At 68.7% G+C, this 23,127-nt stretch carries 16 protein-coding genes, 1 tRNA gene and 2 rRNA genes; 5 read left to right on the top strand and 14 right to left on the bottom strand.

Annotation, left to right across the window (positions count from 1 at the left end; translation table 11 throughout):
- From VFA06_RS16395 to mtrA, 12 genes are all read right to left on the bottom strand, one after another.
- The coding region (locus tag VFA06_RS16395; protein ID WP_324841446.1) for a hypothetical protein at positions 1-3,421 on the bottom strand (3,421 nt) is incomplete at its 3' end.
- A gap of 153 nt (positions 3,422-3,574) precedes the next feature.
- Positions 3,575-4,552 carry a ribose-phosphate diphosphokinase gene (locus tag VFA06_RS16390; RefSeq protein WP_324841445.1) on the bottom strand — a complete coding sequence of 326 codons (978 nt, stop codon included), beginning with the start codon at positions 4,550-4,552 and terminating at the stop codon, positions 3,575-3,577.
- A gap of 294 nt (positions 4,553-4,846) precedes the next feature.
- Entirely contained in the window at positions 4,847-6,283 is a 1,437-nt protein-coding gene (glmU, locus tag VFA06_RS16385; protein ID WP_414639906.1) for a bifunctional UDP-N-acetylglucosamine diphosphorylase/glucosamine-1-phosphate N-acetyltransferase GlmU, read from the bottom strand.
- A gap of 168 nt (positions 6,284-6,451) precedes the next feature.
- A tRNA-Gln gene (locus tag VFA06_RS16380) sits at positions 6,452-6,522 on the bottom strand.
- A gap of 33 nt (positions 6,523-6,555) precedes the next feature.
- Complete coding sequence (locus VFA06_RS16375) at positions 6,556-7,503, bottom strand: hypothetical protein (protein WP_324841443.1); 948 nt, start codon at positions 7,501-7,503, stop codon at positions 6,556-6,558.
- Positions 7,504-7,590: 87 nt separating this feature from the next.
- On the bottom strand, positions 7,591-8,751 hold the full coding sequence (gene cax / locus VFA06_RS16370; RefSeq protein ID WP_324841442.1) for a calcium/proton exchanger: 1,161 nt from the start codon (positions 8,749-8,751) through the stop codon (positions 7,591-7,593).
- Between the two features lie 137 nt (positions 8,752-8,888).
- Positions 8,889-9,659, bottom strand: coding sequence for a response regulator transcription factor (locus VFA06_RS16365; RefSeq protein ID WP_349260212.1), 771 nt, complete (start codon positions 9,657-9,659; stop codon positions 8,889-8,891).
- Positions 9,660-9,980: 321 nt separating this feature from the next.
- Positions 9,981-10,670, bottom strand: a complete 690-nt coding sequence (gene hpf / locus VFA06_RS16360; RefSeq protein WP_324841440.1) for a ribosome hibernation-promoting factor, HPF/YfiA family — start codon at positions 10,668-10,670, stop codon at positions 9,981-9,983.
- 589 nt (positions 10,671-11,259) lie between these two features.
- The gene (locus VFA06_RS16355) at positions 11,260-11,982 is read right to left on the bottom strand and encodes a hypothetical protein (protein ID WP_324841439.1); all 723 of its coding nucleotides are present in this window, start codon (positions 11,980-11,982) and stop codon (positions 11,260-11,262) included.
- Between the two features lie 36 nt (positions 11,983-12,018).
- Positions 12,019-13,890: an LpqB family beta-propeller domain-containing protein gene (locus tag VFA06_RS16350; RefSeq protein WP_324841438.1), complete on the bottom strand. Its 1,872-nt coding sequence runs from the start codon at positions 13,888-13,890 to the stop codon at positions 12,019-12,021.
- The gene (gene mtrB, locus VFA06_RS16345) at positions 13,887-15,797 is read right to left on the bottom strand and encodes an MtrAB system histidine kinase MtrB (protein ID WP_324841437.1); all 1,911 of its coding nucleotides are present in this window, start codon (positions 15,795-15,797) and stop codon (positions 13,887-13,889) included. Before mtrB ends, VFA06_RS16350 begins: the two co-directional genes overlap by 4 nt.
- A gap of 243 nt (positions 15,798-16,040) precedes the next feature.
- Complete coding sequence (mtrA, locus tag VFA06_RS16340; RefSeq protein ID WP_331682779.1) at positions 16,041-16,718, bottom strand: MtrAB system response regulator MtrA; 678 nt, start codon at positions 16,716-16,718, stop codon at positions 16,041-16,043.
- A gap of 171 nt (positions 16,719-16,889) precedes the next feature.
- On the opposite strand from mtrA, the gene VFA06_RS16335 reads away from it, so the two are divergent.
- The 5 genes from VFA06_RS16335 to VFA06_RS16315 all read left to right on the top strand — a co-directional run bounded on the left by VFA06_RS16335 (position 16,890) and on the right by VFA06_RS16315 (position 22,520).
- Entirely contained in the window at positions 16,890-17,999 is a 1,110-nt protein-coding gene (locus VFA06_RS16335; RefSeq protein ID WP_324841435.1) for a hypothetical protein, read from the top strand.
- Positions 17,996-18,694, top strand: coding sequence for a DUF4129 domain-containing protein (locus VFA06_RS16330; protein ID WP_324841434.1), 699 nt, complete (start codon positions 17,996-17,998; stop codon positions 18,692-18,694). Before VFA06_RS16335 ends, VFA06_RS16330 begins: the two co-directional genes overlap by 4 nt.
- Positions 18,695-18,771: 77 nt before the next feature.
- Entirely contained in the window at positions 18,772-19,971 is a 1,200-nt protein-coding gene (locus tag VFA06_RS16325; protein ID WP_324841433.1) for a DUF4350 domain-containing protein, read from the top strand.
- Positions 19,972-20,126: 155 nt separating this feature from the next.
- Positions 20,127-21,104, top strand: coding sequence for a MoxR family ATPase (locus VFA06_RS16320; protein ID WP_349260211.1), 978 nt, complete (start codon positions 20,127-20,129; stop codon positions 21,102-21,104).
- A gap of 66 nt (positions 21,105-21,170) precedes the next feature.
- On the top strand, positions 21,171-22,520 hold the full coding sequence (locus tag VFA06_RS16315) for a DUF58 domain-containing protein (RefSeq protein WP_349260210.1): 1,350 nt from the start codon (positions 21,171-21,173) through the stop codon (positions 22,518-22,520).
- Between the two features lie 220 nt (positions 22,521-22,740).
- Here the strand turns inward: VFA06_RS16315 and rrf are convergent.
- Together rrf and VFA06_RS16305 are read right to left on the bottom strand one after the other, a co-directional pair.
- Positions 22,741-22,857 (bottom strand): 5S ribosomal RNA (gene rrf / locus VFA06_RS16310).
- Positions 22,858-22,989: 132 nt separating this feature from the next.
- Positions 22,990-23,127 (bottom strand): 23S ribosomal RNA (locus VFA06_RS16305); the annotation flags it as partial.

Raw genomic sequence — 23,127 nt, 5'->3', positions numbered from 1 at the left:
AACCACCCGAAGCAGGACTCACGACGGTCACGTTCAACACCACCGCGGTCACACCACTGGCCGGAATCCCAGCCACGCCATCAACCTGCAGCTTAAGCACACCACCCGCCGCAACCCGAGCCTGCGGCGCACCGACCCCATGCCGCGTATCCAGAACCCGCACCGGGCCGACAGTGTTGAGAGCGGAACCGGAACCGCTGCTGGTGTAGTAGCCGGTGGCATCGGCGACCAGGTCCAGTGCGCCACCAGAACCGTTGTAGAAGTCAACCTTCCCATCCACAACCGGCACGACCACGAGATTCGGAATCGTCTCGCCAGCGCTGAAATCCAGATTCGACGCCGTAGGACGCGCAACACCATCCGGATACACCGTCAGATAACCACCCGAAGCAGGACTCACGACGGTCACGTTCAACACCACCGCGGTCACACCACTGGCCGGAATCCTAGCCACGCCATCAACCTGCAGCTTAAGCACACCACCCGCCGCGACCCGAGCCTGCGGCGCACCGACCCCATGCCGCGTATCCAGAACCCGGGTCGGCGTGAGCGGCATGAGCAGACCGGCAGGTGCCGGCGGTGGAGCTGCTGTGACGGTGAACGCGTTGGGGAGGTAGCCCGGCGAGGGTGTCCCGACCGTGTAGGTGGAGTAGTCGAGCACTATGTCGTACTTACCCGGCGTCACGCCGTACGTGTAGAGGTCAACCGTGAGCGAAGTGCCGTCAGGACTCACCGAGACCGGCCTATCGCCGTTGGAGACGACCGAGTAGTTGCTTGCCAGATTCACCCGCGTGCCCAGTGTCAGCCCGGTGCCGGTGATCGTTATCCGGTCGACCCCCACAGCTCCCTGAGCCGGCGACACGGAAGAGATCGTGGCCTGCACCGTAGGAATGCCGTTGCAGACGATGCGGCACGCGACGCCCTGCATCGTGTAGCTGACCGGCGTGGGCGCGCCTCCGGGGGTGACTATGAAGACCGCATCGCCGGCCGGGTCGCTCGACTGCGTGGAGCAGGTGAAGCCGAACGACCCATAGTTCACTCCCTGGCACAGCCCGATGCCGTTAGTCCAGTCACTCGGCAGGTACGAGCTGATCCAGACGGTGTTCACGCCTGTCGCGGTGTCTGATCCGTAGATGCCGAAGCCCTGAGAGGGCTGCATCGGGACGACTGCGCAGTATGCGGTCGTGGTTTCGGTCAACGTCCCGTTCTGCACCGGGAATCCGGTCACCGAAAGCGGGTGTGCAGTGCACTGCGAGGACCAGCCGGAGGCGGTGCCCACCTTCCAGACGTCCACGTGGGCCGGAATCGTCACGTCGGTGTAGCCAGAGGCGATCACGACGACCTGATAGCCGGCCGAACCGGTGACGTTGCAGGATATGCCCCACTGCCGGCAGACGATCTTGCCGGTCGGATCGGTCACCACGAGGACGGCGCCGGCCTTGTCGGGGGCTACGGCCCGCACGTCCATCCACCAGCGGTCCGTGGCGGCCGCGGCTACCCGGAAGCAGGCGGCGTCCAGGTCCGAGGTCAACATCAGGGACGTGGACGGGGCGCCGACCGTGGTCGACGCCGGCGCGCCGCAAGGCGCCGTGCTGGAGACGTCCCGGCGGACCAGTTCGTACGTGTCGGTGACGCCAGAGGAGCTCTGCAGCAGCGCCGTGTATGCGACCCCGGCTTGGTACGAGCAGAACGCGAGGCTGTTGCCGAGACAAACCTGCTTGCCGGTCGGATCGTTGACGGTGACACCGGCGTTCACGTTGTTCGCGGTGTTCGCGTAGTCGATCATCTCACCGGTCGAGTGGGCGTTCGCCGGGATGGTGAAGCACCTGCCCCAAATGCTCGGGTCAAGTGACGTCTGCACGCCCCACGAACCGCCGAATCCGGACTGCGGCCAGGCGGTGCAGCCCGCGGTGGAGTCGGTGCGCTGCACCACTTCCCGATACGCCGCCCCCGCTGCACCGTCCAGTAGCACCATCCGGAACGGAGCCGTCCCGGAGAGCGCGCACACGTGGTACGTGTAGTACTGATCAGAGCACTGCTGCGCACCGGTCGCGTCCAGTACCTGCATCGGCGGAAATCCGGTCGCCGTGAACTCGTTGAGCACGTAGTCCGACAGCCCCGAAGCAGTCGGCAGGGTCAGGCAGATCTCCTCGCCGAGCCCGCTGAACGTACCCGTGACCGGACCGGTCGCGAAGTCCGTGTCACCGGTCGCGATGCACCCTCGGCTCTCGCTGCCCGCGATGAACACGACGCCGAACGGCTGCGGCGTGGCGGAAATATCCTCATTGAGCACGAAGCTGTAGGTCCCAGCCGCCAGATCGCAGTCCGGGCCGAAGTTGTTGGTGCAGGCGACCGAGCCGTCGAGCTGGTAAAGCGTGCTGGCCACCGTCGTACTGGCTCCGGCCGGGTAGATCTGATACAAGCCCGCCGTAGCCACCGTGAGGGTGCGGCAGCGGATCAGCGAGCTGGTGTCCGGGACCTGACCATAAACCTGCTGGGCGAGCGCTTCGCAGCCCTGCGGATTCGACACGCTGTTTAGCCGCAACTGATACGCCGACGCGGTGGCGGAGTAATAGCCGCTCACATTCGCCCGGTACGGGCCGGTGCCGGTAAGCGTGCAGACTTCGCCGCCGCCGATCGGGCAGACCTGCGCGCCGGTCGCGTCGAAGAAGTCGAGGAATTCGCCGGTGACCTGGTGGTCCAGCACGGCGCCCGAAGGCAGGTTCAGCAGGTAGCAGTCGCCCACGGAGCCATCCGCGAGATTGCCCTGAATCGTCGGCGCGGCGAACGAGGTGTCAGCCGTCGCGCACGACGTGTCCGAGAGCAGTGCGCGATAGTCCAGCGTGAAGTCGCTGCCCGAGTTGGCCACCTGGATGGTGTACGTACCCGCGGCAGTCGTCGGGCACTGCACCGGCCCGTAGCCCTGCTGGCAGGTGACCGGGTTGCCATCCGGACCGGTCACCGAGACGCCGGCGCCGCCGTTGGTCGCCATCGCCTCGACGAGTAGCACGTCGGTCGTGCCCGTGAGGTCCGCGGTAAAGGTGTCTGGTCCAGCGCTACCGGTGCATGGATAGATCGTGTCCGGCTGGATCGCGCCGCTGCACGTATTCGGCACCGTGCTCGTGGCGATCGCGTGCGCGGCCGCCGCGGCTCGCGCTTTGCGCGCCGCGTCCGCCGACATGGTCGCAACGGGCTTCGCCTTCGGCGGAGCCGTGGGCTTGGAGGGCAGTGCGCCGTGCTTCGATTGCGCTGCGGCGCTACCTCCCGCAGGCGCCGAATTCCCCGCCGCGGGCTTGACGTTGGAACCGGACACGGCTGCGTCGGCCGCGCCGACCGGCATCACCGACGCCGCGAGGACCGCGGCGAGCAAGGTCGATACGCCGAGCAGCCGACGCCGCGCGTATTTGCTGCGCGCTGGCATGGACAAACCCCCCGAGTTCATCTTGAAACCACCCCTGAACAGTCGATATGCGCCGCGAAGGCAGGCGGACTATACCAAGCCTGATTCGGGCCGACTAGACAGTTTTCGATGAAGGTTCGAACTCGAAGGGGGGATTCACGCCCGTCGGAGCGGTTAAGCGTCGCCCTCGAACATCGACGTCACCGAGCCGTCCTCGAAGACCTCCGAAATCGCGCGCGCCACGATCGGAGCGACCGAGAGGACCGTGAGCTTGTCGAAGCGGCGCTCCTCAGACAGCGGCAGCGTGTCGGTGACGATGACCTGGCTGACCCGCGAGTTCTTCAGCCGGTCGATCGCCGGACCGGAGAACACCGCGTGCGTCGAGACGATGATCACCTCGGCCGCGCCGTTCTCGTACAGCGCCTCGGCCGCGGCGCAGATCGTGCCGGCCGTGTCGATCATGTCGTCCACGAGGACGCAGACCCGGCCGCGGATGTCGCCGACGATCTCGTGCACCGAGACCTGGTTCGCCACGTTGATGTCGCGGCGCTTGTGCACGATGGCGATCGGCGCGCCGAGCTTGTCGCTCCACTTGTCCGCGACCTTCACCCGGCCGGCGTCCGGGGAGACGATCGTCATCCGCGAGATGTCGATGTTCTCCCGGATGTGCTTGATCAGCAGCGGCATCGCCCACAGGTGGTCGACCGGGCCGTCGAAGTAGCCCTGAATCTGGTCGGTGTGCAGGTCGATGGCCATCAGCCGATCCGCCCCGGCCTGCTTGAACAGGTCGGCCATCAGCCGGGCCGAGATCGGCTCGCGGCCGCGGTGCTTCTTGTCCTGCCTGGCGTAGCCGTAGAACGGCATGATCACGGTGATCCGCTTTGCCGAGGCGCGCTTGAGCGCGTCGACCATGATCAGCTGCTCCATGATCCACTGGTTGATCGGCGCGGTGTGGCTCTGCAGCACGAAGGCGTCGCAGCCGCGCACCGACTCCTCGAATCGCACGTAGATCTCGCCGTTGGCGAAGTCGAAGGCCCGTGTCGGCGCCAGGTCCACGCCGAGCTCGGCGGCGACCTGCCGGGCCAGTTCCGGATGCGCCCGGCCCGAGAACAGCATCAGCTTCTTCTGGCCGGTCGCCAAGATCCCGGTCACTGCACGCACTCCCAAGGGTCGCTGCCACGGTCCGAGCCGGAAGCGCGCGGCGGCGCGGGGCCCGGTCGGCCGGAATCCCGCGCCCGGTCCGCAGGGCGGATTCCGGGCGATTCGTCCTGGCCGTCCGGCTAAGCCGGGCCTTGTCTCTCATCCTATGGTCTCAGAACAACTGCTGCTATCGTCCGGATGTTCGCGCGGCGTTCGCCTCCGGTTTGCCCGCATTAGGTGCGATCCAGCCAGGAATCGCCCACAGCCGCAGCGCCGCCGCCGCCTCGGCTTCGCCGCAGGCTTCCGTCACGCGTCGGCTCCGCCCGCCGTTCCGGCGTCGCCTTCCTCCGCTACCTCCGCTTCCTCCCCTTGCTGCGCAGCGGCGCGGGCAGCTTCAGCCGCCTTCGTCCCAGGCCACTTGCGCTCCACCCAGCCGTCAATGTTCCGCTGCTGCCCGCGCGCTACGGCGAGCGCGCCTGCCGGGACCGGCTTGGTGACGGCCGAACCCGCAGCGACGTACGCCCCATCCGCGATCTGCGCCGGAGCGATGAGCACCGTGTCCGTGCCGACGAATACGTGGTCGCCGATCTCGGTGCGGTGCTTGTTGACCCCGTCGTAGTTCGCCGTGATGGTTCCGGCCCCGATGTTGCAGCCCTCCCCGATCTGCGCGTCGCCGACGTACGAGAGGTGCGGGACCTTCGAACCGTCGCCGACCACTGCGTTCTTCATCTCGACGAAGCCGCCGGCCTTGGCCTTGCGCCCGAGCCGGGTGCCCGGCCGCAGATATGTGTACGGCCCGACGGTCGCGCCTTCGCCGATCACCGCGCCCTCGGTTGTGGCGTTCGTCACGCGCGCCCCGGCTCCGACCACGGTCGCCGTCAGCGTGCAGTTCGGACCCACCTCCGCGCCGCCTGCGATTCGGGTCTCCCCGCACAGCTGCGTGTTCGGCAGCACGACGGCGTCCGGCTCCAGCCGCACCTGGACATCGATCCACGTGGTGGCGGGATCGACGATGGTGACCCCTTCGCGCATCCAGTGACCGGTCAGCCGACCGTTGAAGATCCGGCGCAGCTCGGCCAGTTGCGCGCGGTCGTTGGCGCCGAGGATCTCGTGGTGGTCGGCGACGGTGAGCGCGCCGACGCGGTGACCGTCCTGAGCCAGGATGCCGAGCACGTCGGTGAGGTATTCCTCACCCTGCGCGTTCGCCGTGGTCAGTCGGGAAAGACCCTCGGCCAATAGCTTCGCGTCAAAGGCGTACACCCCGGAGTTGATCTCGCGGATGGCGGCCTGCTGCGGGGTGGCGTCCTTCTGCTCGACGATCTGCGCCACCACGCCGTCTTGGCGCACGATCCGGCCGTAGCCCGTCGGGTCCGGGACATTCGCGGTCAGCACCGTGACCGCGTTACCGGCCTCCTGATGTACCGTCACCAGTGCGTCGAGCGTGCCGGCGGTGAGCAGCGGCGTATCGCCGTAGGTCACGACGACAGTCCCGTCGACGGCACCCTGCGCGGCGATCGCCTCCATCGCGATCCGCACCGCATGCCCGGTGCCGTGCTGCACTTCCTGCACGACCGGCTGCGCGTCGGCATCGATCTCGGCCAGATGCGCAGAAACCTGTTCGCGTCCGTGCCCGACCACGACGACAAGCCGTTCCGGTGAAAGCTCCCGTGCCGCGGCGACCACGTGGCCCAGCATCGATCGACCGCACAGCGTGTGCAGGACCTTCGGAGTCGCAGACTTCATCCGCTTCCCCTCGCCCGCGGCCAGGATTAGGACGGCTGCGGGACGGACGGGAGCTGACGCGCTCAGCTCGGACACACCGGTCTCCTCGACCTCGGTTGCTGGGTATCAGCACCGAGCCTACCGGCTGATCTACCGCACAGAAGGCCGAGCGTTCGAACTCGACAGGGGCTCCCGGGGGAGGATTCGAACCCCCATTAATCGGACCAAAACCGATTGTCCTGCCCTTAGACGACCCGGGAAGGTTCGAGTCCCCGCTAGGGAGGACTCGGCCCCTAGTTTGGCATACCTCCAGCACCGCGCGCCGCAAGGATTCCCTGCCACCAACCATCGACCGACCGGTAGAGAGCACTCGGCTGGAGCACCTTGATCGTTAGGCAGCCGTGGTAGCCGTCACCGACCTGTTTGCGCACCGTCTTCGGATTGTGCTTCTTAAGCGTTGGCTTCCGGAAATCGGCGTCCGGCGCACCGACTACACCGCGCCAATACTCCGCGGCCGCAGCCAAATCCGCGCTCTCGTGAATCGAGATTCGGTACTGGCGTCGCGCCTCCTCGACACCGACGAGATCTAGCCATCTAAGGAAGAGTTGAATCACTCCAGGATCGCTGTTGATGAACGTGATTAGCTCTCTGCGTTGATACGGTTTGTCCTTTACCCCCTCGGCCCAGTACAGAGCAACGCCGAGGAGCATCAACTCTCGGTCGGAGATCTCGCCCACCTCGGCGAACGCGGCTGCCTTCTGTGCTTCGCGTTGCTCGTTGCGGCGGGTGGCAAGGATCCGGTGCATGTGCGCGGCGTGAGCGGACCGGTCCGGTTGTGGATGGGGCAGATCTCGCAGCCACATGGAGAGTGTCGCGGAGGAGACAGCCAGCTCTGCCTGGATCTGCTTGTATGTCTTGCCCTCCAACCGCAGCACACGGGCACGTTCGCGGTCCGCGTCCCGGGCGCGGGCCCGCAGACCGGGATGCGAAGCCTGCGCCTTGGCATCGCGGTTGATCGCGCAGTTGACGACCCACGGCGAGACGCCTGGCAGTTCCTCGCGGATCTGCTTGGGCGTCAGGCCGCGGGCGCGCAGCTCACGTATGCGATCGGAGACGGAGGCTACCCCGGCCTCGAATTCGACTTCGGCTTCGACTTCGGTGCGAGTCTGAGCGTTCGGACGGGATTCGGGGTGGCGTTGCTGGGGGACTCTGCTGCGGAGAGCTTTCGGGGAAGTATCCATACTTCGACCGTACGGATGTTTTCCCGTCTATGCGTCCAAAGTTTCGATTTTCACTCGTTCGGAAGAATTCGCAGGTTATATTAATTCTTAGCCCCACCAGAACGCTGCGGCGATCAGCACGTAGAGCCCGACCATCGTCGCGCCTTCCAGCCAATCGGATTCGCCGTCGGAGACCAGGTAGGCGACGGCGAGCGTGGAGACGCCGACCGTGGTCACCAGCATCGGGTTGAAGACCAACGTGAAGGTCGCGCCGCCGACCAGCGGGGAGAGCAGGACCAGCGCCGGGGCCAGGACCAGGGCGATTTGCAGCGGGCTGTTGAGGATCACCGAGAGCGCGTGGTCGGCTTGGTTTTGCCAGGCGAGCTTGACGCCGACCGCGTTCTCCACAGCGTTGCCCGCGATGGCCACGATCACCAGGCCGGCGAAGGCGTCGGAGATGTGCATCGAATTCATCGCCGGTTGCAGAGCGCTGACGAACAGGTCCGAGACGTACGCCGCGAGGACGCCGGTCACCGCCAGCATCGTCACGGCGAGGGCCAGCGGCCAGCGGTTGCCGCCCTCCTGCTCAGCGCGCTCCGCTTGTGATTCGGGCCCCTGTTGTGCGGTTGGCTCGGATGCGTCAGCGGGGGCCGAGTCCTCGCGGCGCAGTGAGGCGGGGATCGAGAGCGCGAAGACCACCAACAGGACCACCGCGGTGATGCGGGACAGACCCGCTTCGTGGCTCGCGGCCGCGGCGTGAATGTACGAGGCGAGGGACGGCACCAGCATCGCGGCGACCGAGAGGATCATCAGCGCCATGATCATCCGGGCGCGGGTCTCGGAGAAGCGCAGGATCCCGTTCCGGCGGCCGCCGACGAAGAAGGACAGGCCGAGCACCAGCAGCAGGTTGCCGAGGATGGAGCCGATGATCGCGGCGGTGACCACGTCGGTCAGGTGCGAGCGCAGCGCGAAGATACAGATGAACAGCTCCGGCAGATTGCCGAGGGCGGACTGAAGCACGCCCACGGCGCCGGCGCCGAGCCGGTCGGCGAGGTGGTCCACGGCCCGGCCGACCAAGGCTGCGAGCAGGGCGACCGCCACCGCGGAGACAAGGAACGGGATGACCGCCCCGCCGCCCTTGGTGAGCGCCGCGGCGATCGTGAATGCCGCCGCGCCGGCCATGAACGTGATGTCCGAGCGGCTCAGGACCCTGCCGCGGGCGATCTGCTTACCGGTCTCGGGCGGCCCTGCTGGCTGCGTGGTCGTCATGACCGCCGAGCGTAGGGCATCGCGAACGGTAGCGGCGACGCTGGATGAGGCCGGTGAAGGTCTTCTGGAGTCGGCCGGGCCGGGGGTGCGCAGCTGGCTGCTGTTTTGGCCGGTGAGGAGCTAGGCCGGGACGGCGGTCAGGGCAGGTCGAGGATCTTCTCGCGCACGGCGTACATCACGGCTTCCATCCGCGAGTGCAGCTGCAGCTTCTCCAGGATGTTGCGCACGTGGTTCTTGACCGTGTTCTCGCTGATGAACAGAGTCTTGGCGATCTTGCTGTTGTTCGCCCCGGTGGCGATCAGCTTGAGCACCTCGAGCTCGCGGTCCGTGAGCTTCGGCGCGGGCGGCCCCTGCTCGCGCCGCTCCTCGCCGCTCTTGGCCATGGTGGCGAACTCGCTCAGCAGCTTGGTGGCCATCGACGGGGTGATCAGCGACTGGCCGCCGGCGACCGCGCGGATCGAGTCGGCGATCTCGTGCGGCGGGATCTCCTTGAGCAGATAGCCGGTGGCGCCCGCCTTGATCGCGTCGTAGAGGTCGGCCTCCTCGTCGCTCATGGTGAGCATGACCACGCGGGTGGACGGGGCGACCTCCTTGATCGCGGCCGCCGCCTCGATGCCGCCGCGCTTGGGCATCTTCACGTCGAGCAGCACCACGTCGGGCAGCAGCTCCCCGGCCTTCTCCACCGCCTCCGCGCCGTCTCCGGCCTCGCCGACCACCTCGATGTCCGGCTCCTGCTGCAGCACGATGTCCAGACCACGGCGCAGCAGCGCGTGGTCGTCGACCAACAGGACCCGGATGGGATCGGCGCCGGACGCGAGTTGCCCGGCGGGGGAACCGGCCGGCCTTGCGGATGGTGCCGCGGCCGACTGTGGTGTGGCGGGGCGGGGGCGGCCGGGCTGCGCCGGGATGCCCTCCGGGCGCACGCCGACCGGCCTGCCGGAATCGGATTGGGCCACCTGTCCGTACCCCCTAGTACCTGGATCGGCCGGTCCGGGCAGGCGCCCGTTACTCCCGGACGGGACGCCGGAGACGCTGAGTGACCGCGTCATCATCGCACAGTATCGGCGAAACCTGATAATAGCTGGCGCGGACCCGGGATTGACAGTACCGCTCGGGACGTGGTCGCCGCCCTTTGGGGCGATCCTCGTTCCGCGGTCCGGGTCCGCGCCTGCTGATATGTCGTCAAGTGTGCTGTTTCCGCCTGTCCGCGGTGCGTTCTCGGGACCGCGCTATGCGGCCGTGGCGGTGCCTGGCTGGCCGCCGGAGTAGTGCGCCGCGCCGGTCTCCTCCAGGTGGATCACGCCGTAGTCGTAGCCGCGACGGCGGTAGACCACGGAGGGCAGCTTCGTCTCGGCGTCGACGAACAGGTAGAAGTCGTGCCCGACCAGCTCCATCTCGTAGAGCGCCTGGCACAGGTCCATCGGCGGGGCGGTGTGCGTCTTCTCCCGCACGACCATCGGGCCGTCGCCCTCGACCTCGATCGGGCCGACGTGCCGGATCTCGCGGCGGGGCTCGGCGGCGGCGACCGGGGCCGCGCGCTCGGCCAGCTCGGCGGCCTCGAGTTCGGCCAGGGTGGAGGTGGCGACGGACACGGAGACCGGGCTGCGGCGGCCGTGGTGCACACGGCGGCGGTCGGCGGCGCGGCGCAGCCGTGCCTCCAGCTTGGTGGCGGCCAGGTCGAGCGCGGCGTAGGGGTCGGCGGCGCAGGCCTCGGCCCGTACCACCGGGCCGCGAGTACGCAGGGTGATCTCGATCCGGTCGCAGCGTTCGGCCTGCCGGGGGTTGCGCTCCTTGGACAGCTCCACGTCGAGACTGATGGCCTTGCCGTCGAAGCGCTCGATGCGCGAGAGCTTCTCGACCACGTGCTTGCGGAACCGTTCGGTCACCTCGGTCTTGCGGCCCTTCACCACGATGTCCACGCGCGTCTCCCTTTGCTCGCTGATTGCCCGGCGCTCGTCGTTCGCGCCGCGCTCGCTGTCTGGACTGACACTGCTGCGGCTTGGACGCTCCCCCGGCTCGTTCGCGCGGGGTCGCGCTCCACTGGTAGGAGTGGCTGATTCCGATACTTGGATAGGGCTGCACCACCTCCTGGGACTGGTTTGATTCTTGTCAACCTATGCCGGGAAGATCCGGCTTTGGAGGGGTAACGACGGGAAGGCCTTGCCGAGTTCCGGCCAGGTACGTCGGGGGCGCCACGACTTCGGCCCTCAGTCGTCGTGCGCGCTGCTCATACGCTTGAACGTAATGCCGCTTCGGCGTGAACGGTAGGGGCCAATAGGCCTACTCCGCCAAGTGGGTGAATCGACGGGCGTTCACCTGGGAGTCTCGGCTTGCGCGAGGTGGCGAATCGGTCGCGTGCCGAGCTGGGCAAACTGCGACGTGGCGGTGGGTTCAGCGGGAGCCTCCTCGATCCGGGGGTCTGAGGGGGTGCACGGGTTTGGCCGCGCTCCGGTTCGGTTTGGCTGCCCCGATTTGAAGGACCTGAATCGCGGCGCTCGGGCAGTGGGTTCAGCGGCCGCTGAATCTGGTGGCGGCGATGACGGCCGCGCCGATCGGCCGTCCGCCGTCGGCCCGGATCGCGCGTGCGGCTTCGGCGAGTGTGGCTCCGCTGGTCGTCACATCGTCGACGAGGACGGCTGGGCGCTGCGTGAGGCGCCACACGGCTGCCGGTCGCACGGCGAGAGCGCCCCTGAGGTTCTGTGCACGCTCTTGATGCGTTAAGCCGACCTGGTCGGCTACGCGCCGTTGATGGCGTAAGGCCGGGAGGACGTTAGCTGTATGGCCGAGCACGCGCATCTCACCGGCCGCTGCGCAAGCCATGCGACGTACCGGGTCCTGGCCACGGCGGCGCGTCGATGAGCGGGCGGAGGGTGCGGGGATCAGCCAGACGGCGGCGGCGCCGGGGCTGGCGGCCAGGACTGCGCGCGCGAGGCGGCGACCGAGGGGTCTGGCCAGGTCAAGCCGGTTGTGTTCCTTCTGCGCGACGATAATGTCCGCCACCGGTTCGCGGTACGGCGCCAGCGCGTGCACCGGAGGCAAGCCGGACGGGCGGCGTGCGTGGCGTACCAGGACCGGTGGTCCGGAGAGGGTTAGCGCGCAGGTGCTGCACAGGCCCTCGATCACGTCGCCGGTGCCGGTATGCCCGCAGCCGGCGCACTCTGCGGGCAGCACGAGGTCGAGCAGCGTCGCCCACCAGGACCGCCGCTGACGCTCCGTCAGTTCCTCCCCCACGCCATGATCATAAGCGGCTCGATCGGGGCGAGTCGGTCAATAGGCGTAACTGGGGGAAAAACCCTGCACGGGCGCGGATCCCTGCGAACTCCACGAGTTGCTGTTGAACGAGTACTGCGTGATCTGCGGCGCAGTGCCGCCGGTGCCTCCGTACACGGCCAGCAGCGTGCTGCCGGCCCACTCGATGCCGCCGGTGTTGTTGGGCGGGTTGATGGTGACCGCGTTGAGGTCGGTCGAGTTCGTCACCGGGGAGCCGTCCGTGTACAGCTCGGAGACCACCGAGGGGGAGGAGGGCTGCTGGCCGCCGAGCACCGCGAGGGACTCGCTGCCGTGCCAGTCGATGTCCTGCACCGTGTCCCACTGGTCCACGACCGGGTTCTCGATGGCCTGCCGCAGATCCAGGGACTGGCTCGAGCCGCTGCCCTGCAGGACGCCGAGGCCCACGGAGTAGACCGTCGATCCGGTCGACGACTGCTCCGAGTACACGACGGCGACCCGACGGCCGTCGGGCGCGACGGCGAGCTGCGCGATGGGCGGCGGATCTCCATCCGGGCCGAACGCGGTCACCTGCTGCGGGCGCGCTTGGAGACCCTGCGTGACGTCCAGCCGGTAGAGCGCGGCCGAGTGCTGCGACTTGTCGATGAACCAGAGGTGACCGAGCGCGTCCCAGCTGAGCGAGACGAGCTGGCTGCCGGTGTAGACCGGCTGGCGGTCGCTGGCGTCGCCGGGGGCGCCGAGGTAGAGCTTCGTGCCGGAGTCGTCGACCGTGGCGGCGATGGTCGCGCCGTCGTAGTTGGTGACCGCGAGGCGGCTGTATCGGCGGCCGGGCGGGCCGACCTGCTCGAGACGGCTGCCCTTGCTGTCCGAGTAGTAGACGGCGTGGTTGTCCTTGCCAAGGAAGTAGTAGGTCGCGTCGCCGGGTCCGCCGAGTCCGACGTGGTAGCGCCTCATCACGTAGTCGACAGTGCCCGACGACGCGCCGAGCTGCGCGCCGCGCTGATCGACGATCGTTACGTGGCTGACGGAGGCCAGGTCGCTGTACGTGGCGAGCAGCTCATCGGCAAGACCGTTACACGCGCTATGACCGTGCGTGGTGCAGACGTTCGGCGTCTTGACGGTCACCTGCGCCGTACCGTCCGACCCGATGCTCACCGCGTTGGTGAGACTGGCGAGCGCGATTTGCGGCGCGGCGGTGACCGCGACCCCGCTCAGCCAGCCGGGCGGCCCCGCCAGCAGCTTGTCGGCCAGTTTCTGGGCGACGACGACATCGGACTGGCCGCGCATGTACACCGGGACCGGGATCATGCTCTCGCCCGGCGCGGCGCTGTTGAAGTAGTAGAGGTCGTAGGCGTTGTACTCGGCGCGGAAAGTCTCCTCGGTCAGCGCGATGCCGAACTCGTCGGGCAGCTGATCGATCTGGTAGTAGCCCTTGCCCTCGTTGAACTTGACGACGAACAGGTAGCCACTGCGCGAGGCCGCCGCCGATACCGGCGACACCGGCTCGTACGTGCCGTCGTCGCCGACATTCGCGAGTACGGTGCCGCTGATCCGCACTTGGTCGCCGTGGCCGGGCACCTGCGCCGGGCTGGATTCGTCACCGCTGAACACGACGACCTTCTGCGGGTCCCACTGCGCGTCTCCGGTGAGGTACTGACGGGCGATGGAGAGGTTGCCCGGATCACTGGCCGCGGTCTGCAGGAAGCCCTCGACTATCGCCTGCGGGTCCTCGTTGCGCTGGGGACCCTTGGGCCAGATCCGCACGTCCGATCCGCCGGCCGCGTCGGTTTGCTTGCTGACCGCGTTCACGCCGGAGTTCGCGGGCAGGTTGACGCAGCCCGCGGTGAGGAAACCGAGCAGGGAGAGCAGACCGAGCGCGGCCGTGCGGGCCGAGGGCTTGCGGTTCGTCATGCCTGGTCCCCCGTGCCGTTTCCGTCGCCGCCGCTGTTGACGTCTCCGCGCAGGTCGCCCTCGCCGAATCCGGTGATGGACGGCGGGCTCGACACGGTCGCCCGGTCCACCACCGCCGCGGTGTCCTGGCTCGGCTTGGTCGCGGCCTTTGGTGAGCCGGGCGGTCCGGCGGGAGCGCGTACCGCACCCGGCCTGGAGGAAGCCGTGCTCTGATCAAGCAGCGTTCGGTGCCCTGACCCCTGGAGTTGCGACTGAGGCTGAGTCTGAGGCTGCGCGGGCGTCGTCGTTGAGCCTCGGCGCTGGCGCAAGTGGTGGCTCGAGTCCTCGGGTTCCAGCGGGATCGGGGAGCGCAGCAGTTCGACGCGCGTGTTGCGCGGCACGGTGAGCCGGAACTGGGAGCCGCCGCCGGGTTCGCCCCAGGCCTGGAGCCAGCCGTGGTGCAGCCGGGCGTCCTCAAGGGCGATCGCCAGGCCGAGACCGGTGCCCCCGGTGGTACGGGCCCGCGCCGGGTCAGCCCGCCAGAACCGGTTGAACACCAGCGAAGACTCGCCCGGGCGCAGCCCGACGCCGTGGTCCCGCACCGCCACGGCCACCGCGTCCTCCGAAGCCGCGACCTTGATGATCACGTCCCGGCCCTCGCCGTGCTCGATCGCGTTGACCACCAGGTTGCGCAGCACCCGGTCGATCCGGCGGGCGTCCACCTCGGCGACGCACGGCTCCTCCGGAGCCTGCACGATCACGGTGCTGCCCTTGCGGTCGGCCAGCGGCGCGGAGCTGTCGACGACGCGCTGCACCAGCGCCCGCAGGTCTACAGGTTCCGCGTCCAGAATCGCCGCGCCCGCGTCGAAGCGGCTGATCTCCAGCAGGTCGGCGAGCAGCTCCTCGAACCGGTCGAGCTGGTTCTGCAGCAGCTCCGCGGAGCGGGAGACGACCGGGTCGAAGGTCTCGCGCGCCTCGTGAATCAGGTCGGCGGCCATGCGCACGGTGGTCAGCGGGGTACGCAGCTCGTGCGAGACGTCGGAGACGAACCGGCGCTGCACCCGGCTGAGCTCTTCCAGCCGCCGGATCTGGTTCTGCAGGTTCGCCGCCATCTTGTTGAAGGAGTTGGCCAGCGAGGCCAGGTCGTCCTCGCCGCGCACCCGCATCCGCTCCTCCAGCCGGCCCGCGGCCAGCCGTTCGGCGATCCCGGCGGCCATCCGCACCGGGGTGACCACCTGCCGGGAGACGAACCAGGCGATGGCGACCAGTGCGAGCACCAGAAGCAGCGCGGCGAGCACCAGCGACAGCTCGACGGTATGGAGGTTCGCCTCGTCCTGGCTGAGCGGGAAGACGTAGAAGATGTCGGCGGTGAACTCGGTGCCGCTGTTGTTCGCGGTGACCCGCTGGCCGACGACCACCGCGTCGGCCTTGGTGTTCTGCCGGTACTGGACCGTGGCGAACTCGTACCAGGCCTGGCCGGCCGGCACGTTCGCGATCTTGGTCTGCAGGTCCGCCGGGATCGTGTTGCTGTTGAGGTTGGCGCACGCGGCCGGGAACGCCGCGGTGTCGGCGTCCTTCTGCAGGACGATGGCGACCTGGAACAGGGTGCTGCTCTTGCACAGCGAGCGGGCGACGTTCGTCGCCAGCACGCCGGTGTCGATGGTCGGGTCGAGGCTCTTGGAGTTGAAGTCCTGGACCGCGCTCTGGAAGCCGACGCTGGCCTGTTCCTTGGCCGCGTCGAGCCGGGTGCGCAGGATGCCGTCGGCGACCCGCTGGGCGATGAAGTAGCCGAGGCCCACCGCGACGGCGAGCGAGAGGATCATGGTGACCGAGACGACCCGGAACTGAAGCGAGCGGCGCCAGCGGGCGGGCAGGTCGCGCAGCGCATGGCTGGTCGCCCGCAGCGCACGCCGCAGTCTCGCTCCCATGCCTGTGCCCATGGCTCACCCACCGGTCCCACTGTTGTTCAGCTGTTCAGCCGACGTGTCCGCGGCCGGGTCGGGGCCGCGGTCCGGCCGGAGTCGAAGTCGGGGACGTGAACATCCCCGATGGGCACACTAACCCCGGCCACCCCTCCCCCGAGACGACGCAAAACGGACGCCCCGAGTTCCCGGCCGCGGCCGGTCCGCCGCGATCCGGCCGCCCGGCGCGCGGCCGCCCGGCGGTCCTGGTCAGGCGGGTCCGGCCTTGTATCCCACGCCGCGCACGGTGATCACGATCTCCGGCTTCTCCGGGTCGTGCTCGATCTTCGAGCGCAGCCGCTGCACGTGCACGTTGACCAGGCGGGTGTCCGCGGCGTGCCGGTATCCCCACACCTGCTCGAGGAGCACTTCGCGGGTGAAGACCTGCCAGGGCTTGCGCGCGAGCGCGACCAGCAGGTCGAACTCCAGCGGGGTCAGCGCGATCGACTCGCCGCCGCGCTTGACCGAGTGCCCGGCCACGTCGATCGACAGGTCGCCGATGTTCAGCGTCTCGGGCTTGGGCTCGTCGGCCCGGCGCAGCCGCGCCCGGACCCGCGCCACCAGTTCCTTCGGCTTGAACGGCTTGATGACGTAGTCGTCGGCGCCGGACTCCAGGCCGACCACCACGTCCACGGTGTCGCTCTTGGCCGTGAGCATCACGATCGGGACGCCCGATTCGGACCGGATCTGCCGGCAGACGTCAATGCCGTCGCGGCCGGGCAGCATCAGGTCGAGCAGCACCAGGTCCGGCTTGAACTCGCGGAATGCGCCGAATGCGCGGTCCCCGTCGGATACGGTCGCGGTTTCGAAGCCCTCGCCGCGTAGCACGATACCGAGCATCTCGGCCAGCGCGGTGTCGTCATCGACGATGAGCACACGTCCCTTCATGGGGCTCATCTTCGCATCATTTCGACGGCGGATTGCAACAACGCCGAGATCCGCGCCCAGGAAAGCACAGCTCAGGTCTTCCAACTCCTTGCCGGAGCCCCGCCATGGGCCACTAGGATGTGGGCCTGCTCCGTGGCGGGGCGACCACGTGGGCGACGGACGAGGTGGGGGATGCCAGAGTTGCCGGCGGCTTGGGCCGCGCCCGGCGCGCCCGCGCCGGAAGTCACCACCGCGACACGTATCGCCAGCGTGCGAGACACCGCGGCTGGGGTGGAACGCATCGCGCGTCCGGTTCCGCTTCGGCCGTTGAGCGTCCTGGAGTTGATCGACGGGGCCATCGGTGCGGTGCGCGCCGTACCCGTCGCGCTGCTCGGATGGACCTCGCTGTTCGTGGTAGCCGCGGCGCTGGTGGATTTCGTCCTGACCTGGCTGTTCGACTCTGCGGTCGCTGCTGCGACGCGCGCTCATCCGGTGACCATCTCGGACAGCTTCGGCAATGCGTACGTCGAGTACGGCAGGACGCAGGGCGCGGGCACGTTCGGCCTCTTTGTCGTGCATCTGCTGCTGCCGATCGTGTGCTCCGGATTCGCCGTCACGATTCTCGCCGGTCTGCTCGCCGAGCCAATCAAGCAATACGTGGACGGAGCGGCGAGTACTGCACCGGCTCCTGCGCGCCAGACCCGGCAACTGATCCTGCGTCTTTCTGGCATCGCCGCTGTTACCGCATTGCCGCGTGCCATCTTCGTGGCGCTGTACGCGTTCGCCACGCTGTTCATCGTGAACGAACCACAGGGCGGGCACGGCTCGGTGATGGCGGCTGTCACCTTTATCGGCGCACCCTTGTGCTTCGCGCTGATCGCGGACTGGGCGATCGCGCCGTCGGTCGCGGCGCTCGAAGGCGCCCGCGGGTTCGCCGCGCTCTCCCGGTCGCGCAAGCTGGTGACGGCGGGCCGGTGGCGCACGCTGTGGACCACCGGGCTGACGCTCACGATCTCAATCGTGGTGATGCTTCCGCTGATCATCTGCCAGTACTACATCGCCAACACCCAGGGCGTACGCGATCTGCTCAACGGCGATCCGGTGACCGGCGCGACGTACTGGTGGCTGGCCGGGTATCTCGTCGTGCTCATACTCATCCAGGTCCTGACCGCGCCGTTCCGGGCCGCCGTGGTGACCATGGAGTACATCGACCGGCGCTTCCGTCGTGAGGGCCTGGACATCCGCATCGCGTGGGCGCGGGTCGCCCGGACGATCGCCGCCGGAAGGGGGCGGTCGGCATGATGCGCGCAGACACGCCGGTCACCGTCAACAGCGACCAGGCGCGGCAGATGGCGATCCGCGAGCTGTCGAAGTCGCAGTACCACCGTGGAGCGCTGCCGACTCCGTCCCCCTCCACGGCGCTGCCCTCGCCTCCGCCGCTCAGACAGCCTCCGCATCCGCCGTCACCGAGCCACGCGCTCGCGGTGGTGCTGATCATCCTGGCGATCTTCGTCCTCGTCGTCGTGGTGCTGCTGGTGCTGCGCTGGCTGGGCAAGCCGCGCACCGAGAAGCGGCGCAAGGAGAAGGCCGAGCAGGGCGCCGGAGCGGGAAACACCGTCGAAGAGGTCCTGACCGGGGCCGCACTTCACCGCCACAACGCCGAGCTGGCCGCGTCGGCAGGCGATTTCGCCGAGGCGATCCGTGAGCGGTTCCGCGCGGTGATCGCGACGCTCGACGAGCGCGGCCTGTTGCCGGAGCGCGCGGACCGCACCGCGGACGAGGCGGCCCGGGATGCCGGCGCGATCCTGCCCGCGCACGCCGAGGTGCTGGTTGCGGCAGCCCGCGCCTTCGACGAGGTCGAATACGGCGAGTACATCGGCACGCCCGAGGCTTACGCCGTGATCAGCCGGGTCGACGAACTGGTCCGGACCGAGGTGCCGGGAACGCTGCAACTGCCGACCGCGATAGCCCCGACCGTGCCGGGTGGCGTGCAGTGAGGCGAGCGGTCAAGCAGGTCACGTCTCCGCGTCTCGCGGCAGCCGTAGCAGTGGCGTTGTGCGCTGCGGTCGGCGTCATGGCCGGCACGCCGGCGCACGCGGATGTCACGCCGAGCCCGAGCGGCTCGGTCGACACCTCGACGCTGCTCGATCCGAGTTCGGACACGGCTCTGCTTAATCTGCTCGGTCAGCAGGGCGTCACGTATAACCCGATCACGGTGCCTGACGAAGCGATCCGGTACGCGGATGAAGCGTCCGATACCACGCTTGTCATCAGCGAGGACGAGCGTCTGAGCACAGACGGGCTCGCCGCATTGCACCGCGCTGGATTCGGGCGGGTCGTGATCCTCAACAACGACGCGGCCACGATCGGCGCGTTCCTGCTCGGCGCGGGTGTCGGTTCGTATACGGACAACATCACGACGCTTGTGCCGCCGTCGTGCACCATCGCCGATCCGGTCGCGGCTGGACGCGTGGACCTGCATACCGCATCGGCGACGTTCACAGCTGGTGAGACTGACCAGGTCGCGGGCTGTTATCCGGTGAACGGCGCACCGACGCTGATCTACCAGACCTACGGCGGGACCGATGCCTACGCGGTGGGCTCGACCACGTTCTTCGAGAACGACGAGCTCGCTTCGGCCGGGAACGCAGCCCTGGCGCTGCGGTTGTTCGGGGCGCATTCCCGGCTGCTGTGGCTGGCACCGAACTTCATACCGGATCCGTCGTTGCAGAACTGCTCCGGCTACGACTGCGGCTCGGATCAGAACAATCCGGGTCCCATGCCGACCACGACGATCACGGCGGGCGGCGGGGGCGGCAGCGGTTCGAGCGCGAGCCGGCCGACGCTGACCAGCCTCATGCCGAGCTGGATCTGGTGGGCGCTGCTGCAGTTGCTCGTGGCCGTGCTGCTCGTCGCGTACTGGCGCGGCCGTCGGCTGGGCGCGGTCGTCACCGAACAGCTGCCGGTCACCGTGCGCGCGGCGGAGACCGTCGAGGGCCATGCCCGGCTGTATCGCCGCGCCAATGCGCACGGCCGTGCCGCGGAACTATTGCGCAAGGCGACCGCTGGCAGGCTGGCCGGTTACTTCGGTGTCCCGGCTGCCCGCGCGCACGCCGATCCGTCCGTCCTCGTCGCGCCGGTGGCCGCGCGGCTTAACGTGGCCCAGGACCAGATCGCCGATCTGCTCACCGGCAAGGCCCCGCAATCCGAAGCCGAACTGGTCCTGCTCGCGGACCACCTCGACCAATTGGAACAGGAGGTCCGGTCATCGTGACCGAGTCCGACATCGCTGCTGAGTTCGGCGCCGCCGAATCCGCCGCCGCCCCTGCGTCCGACGCTGTGCTTTCGTCAGACACTGTGCCCACGACCGCCGCGACTGCCGCGACTACCGCAGCCGACTCCGGGAACGCCGGCGCGCTGGACGGCACCATGCCGCTCTCGGCCTCCGCTTCGCAGGCCGCCGACGCGCGCCGCTCGTTGCAGGCGGTGCGGGCCGAGGTGGCAAAGGCGGTGGTCGGCCAGGACGCGGCGGTCACCGGTCTGGTGATCGCGTTGCTGTGCGAGGGCCACGTGCTGCTGGAGGGCGTGCCCGGCGTCGCCAAGACGCTGCTGGTGCGCTCGCTGTCCGCGGCGTTGTCGCTGGACACCAAGCGGGTCCAGTTCACCCCGGACCTGATGCCGGGTGATGTGACCGGTTCGCTGATCTACGACGCGCGCACGGCGCAGTTCTCGTTCCGCGAAGGCCCGGTGTTCACGAACCTGCTGCTGGCCGACGAGATCAACCGCACGCCACCGAAGACGCAGGCGGCGCTGCTGGAGAGCATGGAGGAGCGGCAGGTCACGGTGGACGGCAGCCCGCGCCGGCTGCCGTTCCCGTTCGTCGTGGCGGCGACGCAGAACCCGCTGGAGTTCGAGGGCACCTATCCACTACCGGAGGCGCAGCTCGACCGGTTCCTACTGAAGCTGAATCTGCCGCTGCCCAGCCGCGACGAGGAGATCACGGTGCTGCGTCGGCACGCGGACGGCTTCGATCCGCGTCAGCTCGCGGCCGCGGGAGTGCGGCCGGTGGCCGGTCCGGCCGAGATCCAGACGGCACGCGACGCGGTGCGCAAGGTCACTGTGACGCCGGAGGTACTCGGGTACATCACCGACATTGTGCGTGCGACGCGTACCGCGCCGGCGCTGTCTGTCGGGGTGTCACCTCGTGGCGGTACCGCGCTGCTCGCTGCGTCGCGCGCCTGGGCGTGGCTGTCCGGGCGTGACTATGTGAGCCCGGATGACGTTAAGGCGCTGGCTCGGCCGGTGCTGCGTCACCGCGTGCGGCTGCGGCCGGAGAGCGAGCTCGAGGGTGTGTCCACGGACGCGGTCATCGACGGCGTGCTGGGTAACGTCGCGGTTCCCCGCTAAGGACAGACGGGCGATATGCGACCTTCCGCACTCCGCAAAGGCGCCACACGCAGCGGCCGTGGCAGCCTGGTGCTCACCGGCCGCTCCGGAGTCGTGGCCGCCGCCGGCTCGGTAGTGGTCGGCGTGGTTTCGGGCGTGCTGCACCTGCCTGGTTGGGCGGGCATCGCGGCGTTCGAGGCGGCGCTGGGTTGCGGAGTGGCGGCGGACGCGCTGCGTGCGGGTTCGCTGCGGGATCTGGCGTTCAACCGGAGTGGCGACGCGACGGTGCGGCTGGGCGAGAGCGCCACGGTGAGCCTCGACGTGGTGAATGTGGGCGATCGGCCGCTGCGTGGCACGCTGCGTGACGCCTGGGCGCCGAGCGCCGGGAACGTCGTGCGCACGACGCAGCCGCGCCAGGTCATGGAGCTGGCGAAGGAGCCACGGCACGCGCTCTCGATCGAGCCGCACAGTACCCAGCGCGTCGATACGGTCCTGACGCCGACGCGTCGTGGCGATCGCGCACCGGATCGGGTGACGATCCGGTCGCTGGGCCCGCTGGGCCTGGCCGGTCGTCAGGTCTCGCGCGAGGTGCCGTGGCGGCTGCGCGTGCTGCCGCCGTTCGAGAGCCGGAAGCATTTGCCGTCGCGGTTGGCGCGGTTGCACGAGACCGACGGCCGTACTCCGGTCTTGGTGCGCGGCCAGGGCAGCGAGTTCGATTCGCTGCGCGAGTACGTGGTCGGCGATGACGTGCGCTCGATCGACTGGCGGGCGACCGCGCGGCGCAACGATGTGGTCGTGCGTACGTGGCGGCCGGAACGCGACCGGCATGTCGTGATCGTCTTGGATACGAGCCGGACCTCGGCGGGTCGAGTGGGCGATATCCCGCGGCTCGATTCGGCGATCGACGCGGCGTTGCTGCTCGCGGCTCTGGCGACGCGGGCCGGGGACCGGGTGGACCTGCTCGCCTACGACCAGCAGTTGCGCGCGTCTGTGACTGGGGCGCTGCCGGGTCGCACGCTGGCGCTGTTCAGCGATGCGATGGCGGTGTTGGAGCCGTCGCTGATCGAGCTCAATGCGGAGGGCCTGGTCACGCATTTGATGCGGATCCGCAGGCGGTCGCTGGTGGTGCTGCTGACCAGCATTGACGCGGCGGCGATCGGCGAGGGCCTGTTGCCGCAGATGTCCCGCCTGACGGGACGCCACAAGGTCGTGGTGGGCTCGGTCGCGGATCCGCGAATCGCGCAGCTCTCGACGGCGCGGGGTGACGCGGACGCGGTGTTCGCGGCGGCGTCGGCGGAGTTGGCGCTGACGACGAGGCGTCAGGTCGCGGCGGAGCTGGGAAGGCATGGCGTCGAGGTCGTGGATGCGATTCCCGAGCGTTTCGCGCCTGCACTGGCGGATCGGTACCTCGCGTTGAAGGCTGCCGGTCGGCTCTGAGGCGGCTGCGCCGGTTCTGGACCCTGGTGTCCTGGACCAGTGCGCTCGCTTGACCAGCCACACGCCAGCGTCGCAAGACGAACGCGATTGCTGCCGCCGCCGCTTCGCCTGTCGCGCCGTACTAACCCACTCGGCATCGGAATGCGCACGTGCCCGCTTTTGGGCATAAAAAAGCGTCGGGCGCCTACCGGTATTCGGTAGGCGCCCGACGTTACGGGTTGTGCGGCGGTGTCCTGCTCTCCCGCCGGGTCTCCCCGGCAGTACCCTCGGCGCTGGCGGGCTTAGCTTCCGGGTTCGGAATGGGTCCGGGCGTTTCCCCGCCGCCATGGCCGCCGCAACATTCTCAGTCCCCCGCAACGACCCACCCGCCGCGTGACCCGCGGGGGTGGTGGCGTGGTTGAGGGCCTGTGAACCGGGTAGTGGATGCGAGTTGGTTTCGTCGTGGTGCTTGGAACGCTTGGGGTTTGGGTGGGGTAAGTCCTCGGCCTATTAGTACCCGTCCACTAAGCCCGTTACCGGGCGTGCATGCCGGGCCTATCAACCCCATGGTCTGTGGGGGGCCTTACCCAATCGTGTTGGTGGGAGACCTCATCTCGAAGCCGGCTTC

It is taken from the genome of Actinocrinis sp. (genome assembly GCF_035653575.1).
In the GTDB taxonomy this organism is placed as follows: domain Bacteria; phylum Actinomycetota; class Actinomycetes; order Streptomycetales; family Catenulisporaceae; genus Actinocrinis.
The sequence above is the reverse complement of the archived record's forward strand: the minus strand, read 5'-3'. Positions and strand labels throughout refer to the sequence as shown.

Excerpts from the sequence above, each read along its gene's own strand:
- VFA06_RS16375 (WP_324841443.1), bottom strand. The coding sequence starts at position 7,503 with ATGGATACTTCCCCGAAAGCTCTCCGCAGCAGAGTCCCCCAGCAACGC.
- mtrB (WP_324841437.1), bottom strand. The coding sequence starts at position 15,797 with ATGGGAGCGAGACTGCGGCGTGCGCTGCGGGCGACCAGCCATGCGCTG.
- VFA06_RS16350 (WP_324841438.1), bottom strand. The coding sequence starts at position 13,890 with ATGACGAACCGCAAGCCCTCGGCCCGCACGGCCGCGCTCGGTCTGCTC.
- VFA06_RS16335 (WP_324841435.1), top strand. The coding sequence starts at position 16,890 with ATGCCAGAGTTGCCGGCGGCTTGGGCCGCGCCCGGCGCGCCCGCGCCG.
- VFA06_RS16320 (WP_349260211.1), top strand. The coding sequence starts at position 20,127 with ATGCCGCTCTCGGCCTCCGCTTCGCAGGCCGCCGACGCGCGCCGCTCG.
- glmU (WP_414639906.1), bottom strand. The coding sequence starts at position 6,283 with ATGAAGTCTGCGACTCCGAAGGTCCTGCACACGCTGTGCGGTCGATCG.
- mtrA (WP_331682779.1), bottom strand. The coding sequence starts at position 16,718 with ATGAAGGGACGTGTGCTCATCGTCGATGACGACACCGCGCTGGCCGAG.
- VFA06_RS16325 (WP_324841433.1), top strand. The coding sequence starts at position 18,772 with ATGGCCGGCACGCCGGCGCACGCGGATGTCACGCCGAGCCCGAGCGGC.
- cax (WP_324841442.1), bottom strand. The coding sequence starts at position 8,751 with ATGACGACCACGCAGCCAGCAGGGCCGCCCGAGACCGGTAAGCAGATC.
- VFA06_RS16330 (WP_324841434.1), top strand. The coding sequence starts at position 17,996 with ATGATGCGCGCAGACACGCCGGTCACCGTCAACAGCGACCAGGCGCGG.